Genomic DNA, 14,777 nt, shown 5'->3' with positions numbered 1-14,777 from the left:
CCTCTCGTCCGCGAAACCCCTCGGCCGCGGCGCCACCCCACCCGCGCTTGCCGGCCTCGGGGGGCGTCTCACCCGTGCCAGGACCGCCACAGCGCCGCGTAGGCGCCGTCCGCCGCGACGAGCGCCTCGTGGGAGCCGAACTCGCTGATCCGGCCACCCTCGACCACCGCGATCACATCCGCGTCGTGCGCGGTGTGCAACCGGTGCGCGATCGCGATGACCGTCCGGCCGTCCAGCACCCGGGCCAGCGAGCGCTCCAGCTGCCGGGCCGCGCGCGGGTCCAACAGCGAGGTGGCCTCGTCCAACACCAGGGTGTGCGGATCGGCCAGCACCAACCGGGCCAGCGCGACCTGTTGCGCCTGCGCGGGAGTGAGCGCCGAGGCGCCCGAGCCGACCTCCGTGTCCAGCCCCGCGGCCAGGGCCCGCGCCCAGCCGTCCGCGTCCACCGCCTCCAACGCCGCCCACAGCTCGACGTCCCCCGCTCCCGTCCTGGCGAGGCGCAGGTTGTCCCGGAGCGATCCCACGAAGACGTGGTGCTCCTGGTTGACCAGCGCCACGTGTTCGCGCACCCGCTCCGCGGGCATCCTCGACAGCCGCGCCCCACCGAGGGTGACCTCCCCGACCCGCGGCGCGTAGATGCCCGCCAGCAGTCGGCCCAGGGTGGACTTGCCCGCGCCCGACGGACCGACCAGCGCCATCCGGGTCCCCGGCGGCACGGACATCGACACCCGGTGCAGGACGTCCACGCCCTCCCGGTAGCCGAAGCGCACCTCGTCGGCCCGGACCACCCGCCCCCGCGGCGAGACGGTCGCGTCGCCTCCGTCCGGCTCGATCTCGTGGATGCCGACGAGGCGGCCCAACGACACCTGGGCCACTTGCAGTTCATCGTACCAACGCAGGACCAGACCGATGGGGTCGACCATCATCTGGGCGAGCAGGGCGCCCGTCGTCAGCTGCCCCACCGACATCCAGCCGCGCAGCACGCAGTACCCGCCGATCATCAGCACGGAGCCGAGGATCGTCACGTAGGTGACGTTGATGACGGGGAACAGCACGGAGCGCAGGAACAACGTGTACCGCTCCCACGCGGTCCACTCGCCGATGCGCTGTTCCGAGAGCGCGACCCGGCGCCCCCCGAGGCGGTGCGCCTCGACGGTGCGGCCGGCGTCGACCGTTTCCGTCAGGGCCGCCGAGACCGCCGCGTAGCCGGCGGCCTCCGACCGGTAGGCGGAGGGCGCCCGCCGGAAGTACCAGCGACAGCCGATCACCAACACGGGCAGCGCCACCAGCGCGGCAGCCGCCAACTGCGGGGCCGTCACCGCCAGTGCCGCGAACAGCAGCCCCGCCCAGACGACGCCGACGGCCAGCTGCGGCACCGCCTCCCGCATGGCGTTGGCCAGCCGGTCGATGTCGGTGGTGATCCGCGACAGCAGATCACCGGTCCCGGCCCGCTCCAGCACCCCGGGCGGCAGCGCGACCGAGCGCACGAGGAAGTCCTCGCGCAGGTCGGCCAGCATCTCCTCCCCGAGCATCGCCCCGCGCAGCCGAACCATGCGGACGAAGCCGGTCTGGACGGCGAGCGCCAGGGCGAACAGCACGCTCACGCGCACCAGGTGCGGTTCGCGTCCCCCTGCCGAGAGGTCGTCCACGACCCGGCCCAGCAGGTACGGGCCCACCATGGAGGCGATCACCGCGACCGCGTTGACGGCCACCAGCACCGCCAGGGCCCGCCGGTGCCTTCGGAGCAGGCCGCGCACGTAGTCCCGTACGGTCGCCGAGGTGCCGACGGGCAGTGTGTCGGCCGACTCGGGGGACGCCGGGTCGTAGTGCGGCGGTGCCACGCCGATCATGCGGATTCCTCGATCTCGGTGAGTTCTTCGTCGAGCCGGTGGTCGATCTCTTCGTCGAGCCGGTGGTCGAGCTCTCCGTCCCGGGCGGTCAGGGGGAGCCCGTCGAGGCGCTGTTCCTCCGCCGTCTCGCGCGTCACGACCGCCCGGTAGCGGGGTTCGTCCCGCAGCAGTTCGCGGTGGGTCCCGGCGGGCAGCGCCACGCCCTCGTGGATGAGGACGACCCGGTCGGCGCGGTCCAGCAGCAGCGGCGAGGAGGCCAGGACCACCGTCGTACGACCGGCGCGCAGCGCCGCGACACCGTCCGCGACGCGCGCCTCGGTGTGCGAGTCGACCGCCGAGGTCGGCTCGTCCAGCACCAGCACCTCGGGGTCGGTGACCAGCGAACGGGCCAGCGCGAGCCGCTGGCGCTGTCCGCCGGAGAGTGACCGGCCGCGCTCGGTGATCCGGGCGTCCATCGGGTCCGTCACCCCTTCCGGCGCCGACTGGAGCACGGCCTCCAGCACGTCGCCGCACTGGGCGGCCTCCAGCGCGGCCGCCGGGGTCACCGCCCCGGACGCGGGTACGTCGAACAGCTCGCGCAGCGTGCCGGACAGCAACACCGGGTCCTTGTCCTGTACGAGGACGAGCCGGCGCGCGGTGTCCAGAGCGAGCTCGTCCAGTGCCACGCCGCCCAGCAACACCGAGGCGCGGTCGTCGTCTTCGTCGTCGCCCGCGGGATGCCCGCCCAGCCGTTCCGCGAGCCGTCCGGCGAGGTCGGGGTCCCCACACACGACGGCGGTGAACCGGCCCGAGGGAACCAGCAGCCCGGTCCGAGGGTCGTACAGGTCCCCGCCCGGAGGGGGGGCCGCGACAGCGCCCTCCGCCTTCGCCGGCGCCGCGCCCTCGACGCGGGTCAGCCGCAGCACCCGGGCCGCGCGCGTGGCGGAGGGCCGGGAGAACGAGTAGGCCATGGCGATCTCCTGCACGCTGCGCAAGGGGTAGAGCGACAGCGACACGGCGCTGAACACCGCGACGAGCTCACCGACGGCGAGCCGCCGGTCCAGGACGAGCGAGGAGCCGTACCAGACCACCGTGATCAGCAGAACCCCCGGCAGGAACACCTGGACGGCCGAGATCAGCGCCCACATGCGCGCACTGCGCACGGCCGCCGTGCGCACCTCCTGCGAGGCCTCGCGGTACCGGCCGAGGAACAGTTCCTCACCGCCGATGCCGCGCAGGACGCGCAGGCCCGCCACGGTGTCGGAGGCAAGTTCGGTCGCCTTGCCCGCCTTCTCCCGCTGGACGTCGGCGCGTCGGGTCGCACGGGGGAGCAGGGGCAGCGAGGAGAACGCCAGCAGGGGCATCCCGAGGGCGACGACGACACCGAGCGAGGGGGCGTACAGGACGAGGGCCACGCAGACGGCGACGAGGGCGAAGGCCGCCGCGAGGAAGCGGGAGACGGCCTCGACGAACCAGCCGATCCGCTCCACGTCGGCCGTCGACACGGCGACCACTTCGCCGGCCGCCACCTGGCGGGTCAGGGCGGAGCCGAGGTCGGCGGTCTTGCGGGCGAGCAACTGCTGCACGCGGGCGGCGGCGGTGATCCAGTTGGTGACGCTGGTCCGGTGCAGCATGGTGTCGCCGAGCGAGATGGCGACGCCGAGCAGCGCGACCAGCGCGCCGACGAGGAGCAACCGGCGGCCGTCCCCGTTCACGGCCGCCTCGACACCGAGGCCGACCGCGAACGGAAGCCCGGCGATGGCGCAGTGGTGGACCAGCCCCCAGCACAGGCTCTTGGCCTGTCCGCCGAGTTGGGTGCCGCCCAGCCAGAGCAGGAAGCGCGGGCCGGACCGGGCGTCGGGCACTCCGGGATCCGGATGCGGAAGATCGCTGATCTGCATGACGCCCCATGACGGTCGAGTGACTCAAACCACACAAGGTTCGTCTTCCGGGCCGCGCCCCCGCAATCGATTTTCTGGCGGAGCGGGTCGTCGGCAACGAGGTTTGCGGCGGCGGCGGTCGGCGTCCGGGCCGGTGAACCGCCGGTTCAGCAGCGGCGGTCGGCCGGGGCGTCGGACAGGGTGTCGAGCAGGCCGCCGAGCACCTCGCGCTGGGCGGCGGTCAGGGGCGCGAGGATCTCCTCGGCCGCGGCGGTCCGCGCGTTGCGCAGTCGGCGCAGGGTGGCGCGGCCGGTGTCGGTCAGCTCGATCCGGATGACCCGCCGGTTCGCGGGGTCGGGCGCGCGGCGCACGCAGTCGGCCGCCTCCAGGCCGTCGACCAGCGTGGTCACGGCTCGGGGGACGACTTCCAGGCGGGCGGCGAGCTCCGCCATCCGGGGCGGCTCGGCGCAGTCGTAGTGCGAGACCAGCCGGAGCAGCCTTGACTGGGCCGGAGTGATCCCGAGGGGTTCGAGGTGGCGCTTTTGGATGCGGTGGAGCCGACGGGTCAGGCGCAGCAGTTGCTCGGCGAGGACGCCGTCGTCGCTGTCGGGCGCGTCGACGCCGTCCGCGCCGGTCACGGTGCTGTCGGAAGCGGTCCTCATGCTGCGGTCCTCATGCTGCGGTCCTCATGACGGAAGAGTATCAGGACCAGACTCATTGTGAGTATAGGTAACAATGAGCTATGCTCAGGTGAGTCTCGTCAGAAGGAGGCCCATGCGCCCCAGAGAAGCCGATTGGACGCCGTCCAAGGAATCCCTCGATCCCAACCGTCCGGACCCCGCGGAACAGCCCCGCCAGCTGCGCCGCATCATGGGCCTGTTCCGGCCCTATCGCGGCCGCCTCGCCGTGGTCGGCGGACTCGTCGCCGCGTCCTCGCTGGTCTCCGTCGCCTCGCCGTTCCTCTTGAGGGAAATCCTCGACGTGGCGATACCCCAGGGGCGGACGGGCCTGCTCAGCCTGCTGGCCCTCGGTATGATCCTCACCGCCGTGGTCACCAGTGTGTTCGGCGTGCTCCAGACCCTGATCTCCACCACCGTCGGTCAGCGGGTCATGCACGACCTGCGCACCGCCGTCTACGCGCAGCTCCAGCGCATGCCGCTGGCCTTCTTCACCCGGACCCGCACCGGTGAGGTGCAGTCCCGCATAGCCAACGACATCGGCGGCATGCAGGCCACCGTCACCTCCACGGCGACCTCCCTCGTCTCCAACCTCACGGCCGTGATCGCCTCCGTCGTCGCGATGCTCGCACTCGACTGGCGGCTGACCCTCGTCTCGCTCCTGCTGCTGCCCGTCTTCGTGTGGATCAGCCGGCGGGTCGGGCGCGAGCGCAAGAAGATCACCACCCAGCGGCAGAAGCAGATGGCGGCCATGGCCGCCACCGTCACCGAGTCCCTGTCCGTCAGCGGCATCCTGCTCGGCCGTACCATGGGCCGCGCGGACTCCTTGACGCGGTCCTTCGCGGAGGAGTCCGAGAAGCTGGTCGGCCTGGAGGTGCGCTCCAGCATGGCCGGGCGCTGGCGGATGTCCACCATCGGCATCGTCATGGCCGCCATGCCGGCCCTCATCTACTGGGCCGCCGGCATAGCCCTCCAGACCGGCGCACCCTCGCTCTCCGTGGGCACCCTCGTCGCCTTCGTCACCCTCCAGCAGGGGCTGTTCCGACCGGCTGTGAGCCTCCTGTCGACCGGCGTGCAGATCCAGACCTCGCTCGCGCTGTTCGCCCGCATCTTCGAGTACCTCGACCTGCCGGTGGACATCACCGAACGCGAGGACCCGGTACGGATCGGCCGGGCGAAGGGCGAGATACGGCTGGAGGACGTGCACTTCGCCTACGACGCCAAGAGCGGGCCCACGCTCACCGGCATCGACGTCACCGTCCCCGCGGGCGGCTCCCTCGCCGTGGTCGGCCCCACCGGCTCGGGCAAGAGCACCCTCAGCTACCTGGTACCCCGGCTCTACGACGTCACCGACGGGCGGGTCGCCCTCGACGGGATCGATGTCCGCGACCTCGACTTCGACTCGCTGGCCCGGTCCATAGGCGTCGTCTCCCAGGAGACCTACCTCTTCCACGCCTCCGTCGCCGACAACCTGCGCTTCGCCAAGCCGGACGCCACCGACGAGGAGATGGTCGACGCCGCCCGCGCCGCCCAGATCCACGACCACATCGAGTCCCTGCCCGACGGGTACGACACGCTGGTCGGCGAGCGCGGCTACCGGTTCTCCGGCGGGGAGAAGCAGCGCCTGGCCATCGCCCGCACCATCCTGCGCGACCCGCCGGTCCTGATCCTCGACGAGGCGACCAGCGCGCTGGACACCCGCACGGAGCACGCGGTGCAGCAGGCCATCGACAAGCTCTCCGCGGGCCGCACCACCATCACCATCGCGCACCGACTCTCCACCGTGCGCGACGCGGACCAGATCGTCGTCCTCGACGGCGGGCGGATAGCCGAGAGCGGCACGCACGAGGAACTCCTCGCGGCCGACGGCCGGTACGCCGCCCTGGTCCGCCGGGACCGGGACGCCGAGACGGCGCCGCCGCCGGTTGAGGGCGAGCAGACGTCCGCCGCGCGCACGCCGCGTACGAAGATGAACGGGAAAGCCCACGCAGGCCCGGCGGGGGAAGTCGTGGCCGCCCCGGTGAACGTGTGACGGTGCGACCGGCACACCCGCGCGCCACCGGAGCCGGGACCAGCCGGGCAGCCGCTTCTGTCCCGACGGGTGATCGGGACGGTCAGGGCGCTGCGGCCAGTGCCGGAGCCACGGCCGTGTCGCGGGCCAGGAGGCGACGGATCTCGCGGACTGCGGCGCCGCCCGCGCGGTTGGCCCCGATGGTGGAGGCCGAGGGGCCGTAGCCGACCAGGTGGACGCGCTCGTCACGGACCGCCCGGGTGCCGTCGAGCCGGATGCCGCCGCCCGGTTCCCGCAGGCGAAGAGGGGCCAGGTGGTCGATGGCCGCCCGGAAACCGGTGGCCCAGAGGATCACATCCGCGTCCACGCTCCGCCCGTCGGCCCAGGCGACGCCGGTCGGGGTGACGCGCTCGAACATCGGCCTGCGCCGCAACACCCCCGAAACCAGCCCGGCCCGTACGGCTTCGGTCAGCGCCAGCCCGGTCACGCTGACGACGCTCTGCGGGGGCAGACCCCGGCGGACACGCTCCTCGACCAGCGCCACCGCCGCCCGGCCCTCGGCCTCGCCGAACCCGGAGTCGCGGAACACCGGCGGGCGGCGAGTCACCCACGTGGTGGCGGCCGCCACCTCGGAGAGCTCCAACAGGTGCTGCACCGCCGACGTACCACCGCCCACGACCACCACGCGAGCCCCGGCGAACGGGGCCGGTCCCGGGTAGTCCGCCGTGTGCAGGAGGCCGCCCCGGAACGTCTCCTGGCCCGGGTAGCGGGGCCAGAACGGCCGGTCCCAGGTGCCCGTGGCGTTGATCAGGGCCCGGGCCGACCAGCGGTCGCCGGACGCGGACTCCACCAGCAGCCGCCCGTCCGAGCCGTCCCGTACCGCCGTGACGTCCACCGGGCGGCGCACGCGCAGCCCGAAGCGCTCCTCGTACGCGGCGAAGTACTCCCCGATGACCTCGGACGACGGCCGCAGCGGATCGGCGCCGGTCAGTTCCATGCCGGGCAGCGCGTGCATCCCGTGCACCTTGCCGTAGGTGAGCGACGGCTGGCGGAACTGCCAGGCCCCGCCGGGGCGCGGCGCATGGTCCAGGACGACGTGGCCGATGCCCGCCCGGGCCAGATGGTAGGCGCCGGACAGGCCCGCCTGCCCCGCGCCGACGACCACCACGTCCACCGCTGTCAGTTCCCGCTCCGCGAAGTCGTTCACGGTTCTACCAACCTCGGGCCGGCCCGAGGTCTTCCCGCAGGGGCGGGAATCAGGCCGCCCGGTGCTCGCCGAGCCACTCGTAAGCGGTCTCCACGTCGAATTCCCCCGGTCCGCCGCGGAAGAACAGGCCCGCCGAGGCGAAGGCGGGGTGGTGGGCGGTGGCCGCCACCGAGGGGATCGCCAGGCACTCCATGCCCGCCGCGAGGGCGGCCTCCGCGCCCGGCGCCGCGTCCTCGACGACCACGCAGTCGGCGGGATCGGCGCCGAGCCGGCGCGCCGCCTCCATGAACACGTCCGGGGCGGGCTTGCCGCGTGCGACCTCCTCCGCGGAGACGACGACGCCCAGCAGGGCGTCCAGGCCGGTCCCGGCCAGGACGGCGTCGATCGCCTCGCGCGAGGAGCCGGACGCCACGGCCATCGGAACGCCGTCGGCGTGCAGCCGCTCCACGAACCTGCGCATCTCGGGGAACACCTCGGTCCCGGCGCGGGCCAGCTCCAGATAGGCGGCGTTCTGCTCCGCCAGCAACCGCGCGACCGGCGCGCGCAGCCCGTACCGCTCCTTGAGGATCTCCAGCGTCTCCATCGTCCCGATGCCGATGAAGGGGGAGTGCTGCTCCCAGGTGAAATCGGGGACGCCGTGCCTCTCCAGGGTGCGTCGCCCGGACTCGTAGTAGTTCGGCTCGCTGTCCACGAGGGTGCCGTCGAGATCGAATATGACGGAAAGCATCCGTTGTGCCCGTCCTGCCGGTCGTATACGTGTCACGACCATCTTGTCAGGATTTGCGCGCTTCTCTTCCCACCGCCTCGACCAGCGGCAGCAACCGGTGCGGCACCCGCTCGCGCAGGGCCACCTCGGTACGGGTGCGGACGACACCGGGAAGCCGGATGAGTCGCTGGATGACGTCCTCCAGATGGGCGTTGTCCCGGGCCGCGACCCGGGTCAGCAGGTCCCCGCCGCCCGTGATGGAGAACGCCTCGATGATCTCGGGGACCGCCGCGAGCGCGTCGCCCACCTCGTCCAGGTGCCCCTGGGTGACTTCGATGTGGACGAAGGCCAGCACCGGGTGGCCGAGCGCGGCGGGGGAGAGGACCGGGCCCGTCCCGGTGATCACCCCCGTGCGCTCCAGCCGGTCCAGCCGGGCCTGGAGGGTGCCGCGCGCGACGCCCAGCAGCCGGGCGTACTCGCGCACGCTGGTGCGCGGCTGCTTGATCAGCAGGCTCAGGATGCGGGTGTCGAGCTCGTCCACCGCCATGTCGCGACTGTACCAACGGGCCGGTGCGCCGCGACGGCGTCGCGCGCCCGGCGGCCGGGACGTCGGCGCCGTACCGCCGCCCCCACCAGGAGACCCCCGGCACGGCGGCCGCCTCCACGCCCGACCGGCAGCCGTCCTCGTGGAACCCCCACCCGTGGTACGCCCCCGCGAAGGCCGTCATCGGACGCGACAGGGCGGCCGGCAGCCGCCGGGCGGCCACCGACTCCGGCGTGGCACGGGGTGCTCGCCGGCAGGCCCGAGACACCCCCGCCCACGACGGCCGTACGCCGCCGGGGTCGTCCTCGCTCCGCCATCGTGCTCCCCCTTCCGCCGTTCCCTCGTTCTCTCGGAGCGGAAGGGGCCCGGATGGGCCCGGGGGCGGCCCCGGCACGGACCGCACCGACGGCGCGCTCCGAGCGACGCCGCCGCAGGCGCATCCGTACGGGCCTCGCACGCGGAATCCACCACGACGGGACCCGCGCGGAATCCCACGGAATGCCGAGCGGGAACCCGTGCGGAATCCTGAACGGGGGCACGAGAGCGGATACAGCCACGACGGGAGCGCCATGAAGGACGCGGAGGCCACCCACTGCCTGGTCACCGGGGCCAGCGGCTACATCGGCGGCCGACTGGTACCGGCGCTCCTCGACGCGGGACACCGGGTGCGCTGCCTCGCCCGGACGCCGGAAAAACTGCGCGACCACCCCTGGGCGGCGCGCGCCGAGGCGGTGCGAGGCGACGTCACCGACCCCGCGTCGGTCGCGGCGGCGATGCGCGGCATCGACGTCGCCTACTACCTCGTGCACGCCCTCAACTCCGGCTCCGGCTTCGAGGACCGCGACCGCGAGGCCGCGCTCGTCTTCGCCGAGCAGGCCCGGGCGGCCGGCGTCCGGCGCATCGTCTACCTCGGGGGCCTCACCCCCGAGGGCATCCCGCTACGGGACCTCTCCCCGCACCTGCGCTCCCGCGCCGAGGTCGGGGAGATCTTCCTCGACTCCGCCGTCCCGGCCACCGTCCTGCGCGCCGCCGTGATCATCGGCTCCGGCTCCGCCTCCTTCGAGATGCTGCGCTACCTCACCGAGCGACTGCCCGTCATGGTCACCCCCAGCTGGGTCGGCACGCGCTGCCAGCCCATCGCCGTACGCGACGTGCTGCGCTACCTCGTCGGCAGCGCCGGTATGCCGCCCGAGGTCAACCGGGCGTTCGACGTCGGCGGCCCGGACGTGGTCACCTACGAGGAGATGATGCGCCGCTACGCGGAGGTCGCCAAGCTCCGCAAACGGCTCATCATGCGGGTCCCGATGCTCACCCCCGGCCTCTCCAGCCACTGGATCGGCCTCGTCACCCCCGTCCCGAGGGCGCTGGCCCGCCCGCTCGCCGAGTCCCTCCGGCACGAGGTGGTCTGCCACGAGCACGACATCGCCGCCTACGTCCCCGACCCGCCCGGCGCCCCGCTCCCCTTCGACCGGGCCCTGGACCTGGCCCTTCAGCGGGTGCGCGAGGCCAAGGTGACCACCCGGTGGTCCTCCGCCGGCGTCCCCGGCGCCCCCAGCGACCCGCTGCCCACCGACCCCGACTGGGCGGGCGGCAGCCTCTACACCGACCGGCGGGAGCTGTCGGTCGACGCGTCGCCCGCCGCGCTGTGGCGGGTGATCGAGGGCATCGGCGGGGACAACGGCTGGTACTCCTTCCCGCTCGCCTGGGCGGTACGGGGCTGGCTCGACCGACTCGTCGGCGGGGTCGGCATCCGCCGCGGCCGCCGGGACGCCGCCAGGCTCCGGGTGGGCGACAGCCTCGACTTCTGGCGGGTGGAGGAGATCGAGCCGGGGGCCCTGCTGCGGCTGCGCGCCGAGATGCGACTGCCCGGCCTGGCCTGGCTGGAACTGCGCGCCGACCCCGATCCGGGGGACCGCCGACGCTCCCGCTTCCGCCAGCGCGCCCTGTTCCACCCGCGCGGGCTGCTCGGCCACATGTACTGGTGGAGCGTCTCCCCGTTCCACGCCGTGGTGTTCGGCGGGATGGCGCGCAACATCGCCAAGGCCGCCGAACGGCTGGGCGGCGAAGGCCCGTCGAGCGCATCCGTTCCGGCGACCGCCGCCGAAGTACCCGGCGCAAGCAGTACCCCACAGCCCTGACCCGGAGCGAGAGCCCATGAACGTCGCGGTGGTCCTGTACACCTCCGACCTGCGCGTGCACGACCATCCGCCGCTGCGCGCCGCGCTGTCCTCCTGCGACCAGGTGGTTCCGCTCTTCGTCCGGGACCGGGCCATCGAGGAATCCGGGTTCGGCGCGCCCAACCGGCGGGCCTTCCTCGCCGACTGCCTCGCCGCGCTGGACGACGCCCTGCGCGAGCGCGGCGGCCGCCTGGTGATCCGCTGCGGGGACGCCGTCGAGGAAGTGCTGGCGCTGGTGAAGGAGTCGGACGCCGACGAGGTGCACATGGCGGCCGGGGTGAGCGCGTACGCGCACGCCCGCGAGGAGCGGTTGCGCGCCGCCCTGGAAGCGGAGGGCAGGCGGCTGTACGTGCACGACATGGTGGTGACCGCGGTGACCCCGGGAGCCCTGCGCCCCGCCGCCTCGGACCACTTCTCCGTCTTCACGCCCTACCTGCGCCGCTGGACGGAACTGCCCCCGCGCGCCGTCACGTCCGCCCCCCGCGCGCTCCGGGTCCCCGGCTCCCTGCGGTCCGACCCGGTGCCCGAGCGCGCCGCCGTCACCGGGACCTCCCCGGGCCTGGCGCGCGGCGGCGAGCGCGAGGGGCGCCGGCTGCTGGCCGCGTGGCTTCGTACGGGCGTCGACGGCTACCACGACGCCCATGACGACTTGGCCGGCGACGCCACCTCCCGACTCTCCCCCCACCTGCACTTCGGCACCGTCTCGGCCGCCGAGGCCGTCCTCCGCGCCCGGGCGGTCACGGGTCCCGGCGCCGAGGCGTTCGTCCGTCAGCTGTGCTGGCGCGATTTCCACCACCAGGTGCTCGCCGCCCGCCCCGACGCGGCCCGCCTCGACTACCGCGCCCGCCACGACCGCTGGCGCACCGACACCGACGCGCACGAGGAGATCCGGGCCTGGAAGGAGGGCCGCACGGGCTACCCCGTCGTCGACGCGGCCATGCGCCAGTTGCGCCACGAGGGTTGGATGCACAACCGGGGCCGGCTGCTGGCCGCGAGTTTCCTCGCCAAGACCCTCTACGTGGACTGGCGGATCGGTGCCCGCCACTTCCTGGACCTCCTGGTGGACGGGGACCTCGCCAACAACCAGATGAACTGGCAGTGGGTGGCCGGCACGGGCACCGACACCCGGCCGGGCCGCGTCCTGAACCCGGTCCGTCAGGGCCTGCGCTACGACCCCGAAGGGGCGTACGTACACCGTTGGGTACCCGAACTGGCCGGGCTGCCCGCGCCGCGCGTGCACGAACCGTGGCGACTGCCGGCGGCGGAGCGCGCCCGGTTCGACTACCCCGAGCCGGTGGTGGAGCTGGCCGACGGGCTCGCCCGTTTCCGGCGGGGGCGGGGGATCGAGTGAGCGGCTCCCGGCTCCGCCGCGTCCTATCGTGAGCGGGTGGACCCCGTGCCGCCCGCCCAGCCCGACGCTCCCGCCCCGTCCGACGTCCCCGCCCCGTCCGACGCCTCCGGACGGCCGCAGGGCCCGACGTCGCTGCCCGCCGCCGCGCTGAGCACCGGCGCCGTCGCCCGCCGCCTCGGGGTCTCGCCGACCACGCTGCGGTCCTGGGAGCGCCGTTACGCCATCGGCCCGGCCCGCCGCGAGGACGGCCGGCACCGCCGCTGGACCCCCGCCGACATCGGCCGCCTGGAGCTGATGTGCCGGCTCACCGCGCAGGGCGTGCCCCCGTCCGAGGCGGCCAGGGCCGCGCTCGACGCAGCCGCCGGCGGCTCCGGGGAGGCCCGCCCGGCGACCGTGACGCCGGGCGGGTCCGCCGCCCTTCCGCTCGGGGAGGTGCGGGCGGAATGCAGGGGGCTCGCACGGGCCGCCGTACGACTGGACGCGCCGGCGGTGGAGCACCTCCTGGACACCGCGCTGGCGGAACTGGGCCCGGTCGTGGCGTGGGAGGAGGTCATCGCGCCGACCCTGCACGCCGTGGGCCGCAAATGGGCCTCGGCGGGCGAACGTTACGTCGAGGTGGAACACCTGCTGTCCTGGCACGTCTCGGGCGCCCTGCGCCGCATGCGGCCCGCGCCCCGGCGGTACGAGGTGCCCCCCGTGCTCCTGGCCTGCGCCCCGCTGGAGCAACACAGCCTGGCCGTGGAGGCGCTGGCCGCCGCCCTCGGCGAGCGGGGTCTGCCGGTCCTGATGTTCGGCCCGGCCCTGCCCGCCGAGGCGCTGCGGGAGGCGGTGCGTCGTACGGGTCCCCGAGCCGTCGTCCTGTGGGCGCAGTCGACCGCGACCGCCGACCACGCCCTGGCCCGCGCCGTCGCGGGCATCGAGTGGGGGCCGCACGGTGCCCGCGGGCACTCGGTGCTGCTGGCGGCCGGGCCCGGCTGGGGTCCGGGCGTGTCGGGACCGCGCGTCGAGCGGCTCTTCGGCCTGCGCTCGGGTCTCGTCGTCATCGAGCGGATCACGTCGGCGCCGGCTCCCCGAGCGACTGCCGCAGGACCCGCAACGCCCGACGCATGTGGCTCTTGACGGTTCCCAACGGCAGCCCCGTGCGGGCGGCGATCTGGGACTGGGTCAGGTCCCCGTAGAACGCCAGCCACAGCACGCGCTGCTGGGCCGCCGGAAGCCGGGCCAGTTCGCCGAGGACCAGCACCCGGTCGAGCGCCCGGTCGGGCTCCGGCGGCGCGTGGGCGGCGGGGGACCGGGTGCGTTCGTGGAGGGCGTGCGCGGCGGCCTCGGCGACGCGGGTCCGCCGGGTCCGGGCCTCCAACGCGTCCGCCACCTTGTGTCGGGTGATGCCGGTGAGCCAGGCCCCGAGCCCCCCGGGTCCGGGGCGGTAGTGGCGTCGGCCGCGCCAGGCGGCGAGGAACACCTGCTGGGTCACGTCCTCCGCCTCGCGTTCGTCGCCGAGGGCGCGGCGGGCGAGGGAGTGCACGAGCGGCCGCCAGTGCCGGTAGGCCGCTTCCATGGAGCGCTCGTCACCCTCGGCGAACCCCGCCGCCATGTGTGCTTCCCGGGTCGGGCCGCCGCTCGGCGGGACCTCCGTCCGCAACTCCTCGTGGATCACGTCGTCCATGGGACGAGCGTGACGAGCGGCAGCGACGGGGCCAACTCGCACCGTTTCCGCATCGAAATGCTTCCCGTGGCGTACATGACACGCTGCGGTCACCCCATCGGCGGGGCGGACCGTCTAGGGTCCAAGGATGAGCGACTTGTTGCTGGTGAGACACGGTGAGACGGCTTGGAGCGCCACCGGGCGGCACACCGGCCTCACCGACGTGCCGCTGACCGCGCGCGGCGTCGAGGAGGCCATCTCCCTCGCCCCGTTCTTCCGCGACCGCGACCCCGCGCTGGTGTTGACCAGCCCGCTGCGCCGGGCGGTCGCCACCGCGGAACTCGCCGGTCTCTCCGGCGGGGTCAGCGACCCCGACCTCCACGAATGGGACTACGGCGGCTACGAGGGCATCACCACGGCCGAGATCCGGCGGACCCGGCCCGACTGGTCGCTGTGGACCGACGGGGTCCCGCCGGGCGACGCGGAGCACCCCGGGGAGGACGCCGAACAGGTCGGCGCCCGCGCCGACCGCGCGCTGGCCCGCGTCGACAAGGTCCTCCGCGAGGACCGCGGCGACGCCGTCGTGGTGGCCCACGGCCACTTCCTGCGCGTCCTGACGGCGCGCTACCTCGGCCTGTCTCCCCGGGACGGACGGTTGTTCCTGCTGCGTACCGGCACGGTCGGCGTGCTGTCCACGGAACACGGCCTGCCGGTGGTCGCCGGCTGGAACACCCGCCCCTGAGGCTCCGG

The 14,777-nt window shown here is 74.1% G+C and carries 12 protein-coding genes and 1 pseudogene; 5 read left to right on the top strand and 8 right to left on the bottom strand.

The window, feature by feature from the left end; all coding sequences use genetic code 11:
* Nucleotides 1-68: 68 nt before the first annotated feature.
* The 3 genes from E6R62_RS04205 to E6R62_RS04195 all read right to left on the bottom strand — a co-directional run bounded on the left by E6R62_RS04205 (nucleotide 69) and on the right by E6R62_RS04195 (nucleotide 4,371).
* Nucleotides 69-1,850, bottom strand: a complete 1,782-nt coding sequence (locus tag E6R62_RS04205) for an ABC transporter ATP-binding protein (protein WP_136211454.1) — start codon at nucleotides 1,848-1,850, stop codon at nucleotides 69-71.
* Complete coding sequence (locus E6R62_RS04200) at nucleotides 1,847-3,730, bottom strand: ABC transporter ATP-binding protein (RefSeq protein ID WP_136211452.1); 1,884 nt, start codon at nucleotides 3,728-3,730, stop codon at nucleotides 1,847-1,849. The genes E6R62_RS04205 and E6R62_RS04200 overlap by 4 nt, the downstream gene beginning before the upstream one ends.
* A gap of 146 nt (nucleotides 3,731-3,876) precedes the next feature.
* The gene (locus tag E6R62_RS04195; protein WP_136211450.1) at nucleotides 3,877-4,371 is read right to left on the bottom strand and encodes a MarR family winged helix-turn-helix transcriptional regulator; all 495 of its coding nucleotides are present in this window, start codon (nucleotides 4,369-4,371) and stop codon (nucleotides 3,877-3,879) included.
* Between the two features lie 112 nt (nucleotides 4,372-4,483).
* Between E6R62_RS04195 and E6R62_RS04190 the strand changes: the two genes are divergently transcribed.
* Complete coding sequence (locus E6R62_RS04190) at nucleotides 4,484-6,418, top strand: ABC transporter ATP-binding protein (RefSeq protein ID WP_136211448.1); 1,935 nt, start codon at nucleotides 4,484-4,486, stop codon at nucleotides 6,416-6,418.
* An 82-nt stretch (nucleotides 6,419-6,500) separates the two neighbouring features.
* Here the strand turns inward: E6R62_RS04190 and E6R62_RS04185 are convergent, their stop codons facing one another.
* The 4 genes and pseudogenes from E6R62_RS04185 to E6R62_RS40635 all read right to left on the bottom strand — a co-directional run.
* Nucleotides 6,501-7,604 (bottom strand): NAD(P)-binding domain-containing protein, encoded by a 1,104-nt coding sequence (locus E6R62_RS04185; protein WP_206308640.1) that lies wholly within the window; start codon nucleotides 7,602-7,604, stop codon nucleotides 6,501-6,503.
* Nucleotides 7,605-7,653: 49 nt separating this feature from the next.
* On the bottom strand, nucleotides 7,654-8,331 hold the full coding sequence (locus E6R62_RS04180) for an HAD family phosphatase (RefSeq protein ID WP_136211446.1): 678 nt from the start codon (nucleotides 8,329-8,331) through the stop codon (nucleotides 7,654-7,656).
* A gap of 46 nt (nucleotides 8,332-8,377) precedes the next feature.
* Nucleotides 8,378-8,857, bottom strand: a complete 480-nt coding sequence (locus E6R62_RS04175) for an Lrp/AsnC family transcriptional regulator (protein WP_136211444.1) — start codon at nucleotides 8,855-8,857, stop codon at nucleotides 8,378-8,380.
* An 85-nt stretch (nucleotides 8,858-8,942) separates the two neighbouring features.
* A pseudogene (locus E6R62_RS40635) lies at nucleotides 8,943-9,089 on the bottom strand (amine oxidase); the annotation flags it as partial.
* Between the two features lie 334 nt (nucleotides 9,090-9,423).
* Here E6R62_RS40635 and E6R62_RS04165 point away from each other — a divergent pair.
* From E6R62_RS04165 to E6R62_RS04155, 3 genes are all read left to right on the top strand, one after another.
* Nucleotides 9,424-10,992: an SDR family oxidoreductase gene (locus E6R62_RS04165; RefSeq protein WP_136211683.1), complete on the top strand. Its 1,569-nt coding sequence runs from the start codon at nucleotides 9,424-9,426 to the stop codon at nucleotides 10,990-10,992.
* A 16-nt stretch (nucleotides 10,993-11,008) separates the two neighbouring features.
* On the top strand, nucleotides 11,009-12,382 hold the full coding sequence (locus E6R62_RS04160) for a deoxyribodipyrimidine photo-lyase (protein ID WP_136211442.1): 1,374 nt from the start codon (nucleotides 11,009-11,011) through the stop codon (nucleotides 12,380-12,382).
* Nucleotides 12,383-12,514: 132 nt separating this feature from the next.
* A complete protein-coding gene (locus E6R62_RS04155) occupies nucleotides 12,515-13,501 on the top strand; it encodes a MerR family transcriptional regulator (protein WP_136211681.1) in 987 nt (328 codons plus the stop codon).
* On the opposite strand, the gene E6R62_RS04150 is transcribed toward E6R62_RS04155, so the two are convergent.
* Nucleotides 13,434-13,976 carry an RNA polymerase sigma factor gene (locus E6R62_RS04150; RefSeq protein ID WP_136211679.1) on the bottom strand — a complete coding sequence of 181 codons (543 nt, stop codon included), beginning with the start codon at nucleotides 13,974-13,976 and terminating at the stop codon, nucleotides 13,434-13,436. The two genes, E6R62_RS04155 and E6R62_RS04150, sit on opposite strands and share 68 nt — an antisense overlap.
* A gap of 199 nt (nucleotides 13,977-14,175) precedes the next feature.
* Here E6R62_RS04150 and E6R62_RS04145 point away from each other — a divergent pair, with 199 nt between their 5' ends.
* Entirely contained in the window at nucleotides 14,176-14,769 is a 594-nt protein-coding gene (locus tag E6R62_RS04145) for a histidine phosphatase family protein (protein WP_136211440.1), read from the top strand.
* The last annotated feature ends 8 nt before the right edge of the window (nucleotides 14,770-14,777 follow it).

Origin of the sequence: Streptomyces sp. A1136, assembly GCF_004795055.1 — a bacterium.
Classification (GTDB): Bacteria; Actinomycetota; Actinomycetes; order Streptomycetales; family Streptomycetaceae; genus Streptomyces.
This window is presented reverse-complemented; position numbering and strand designations above follow the sequence as displayed.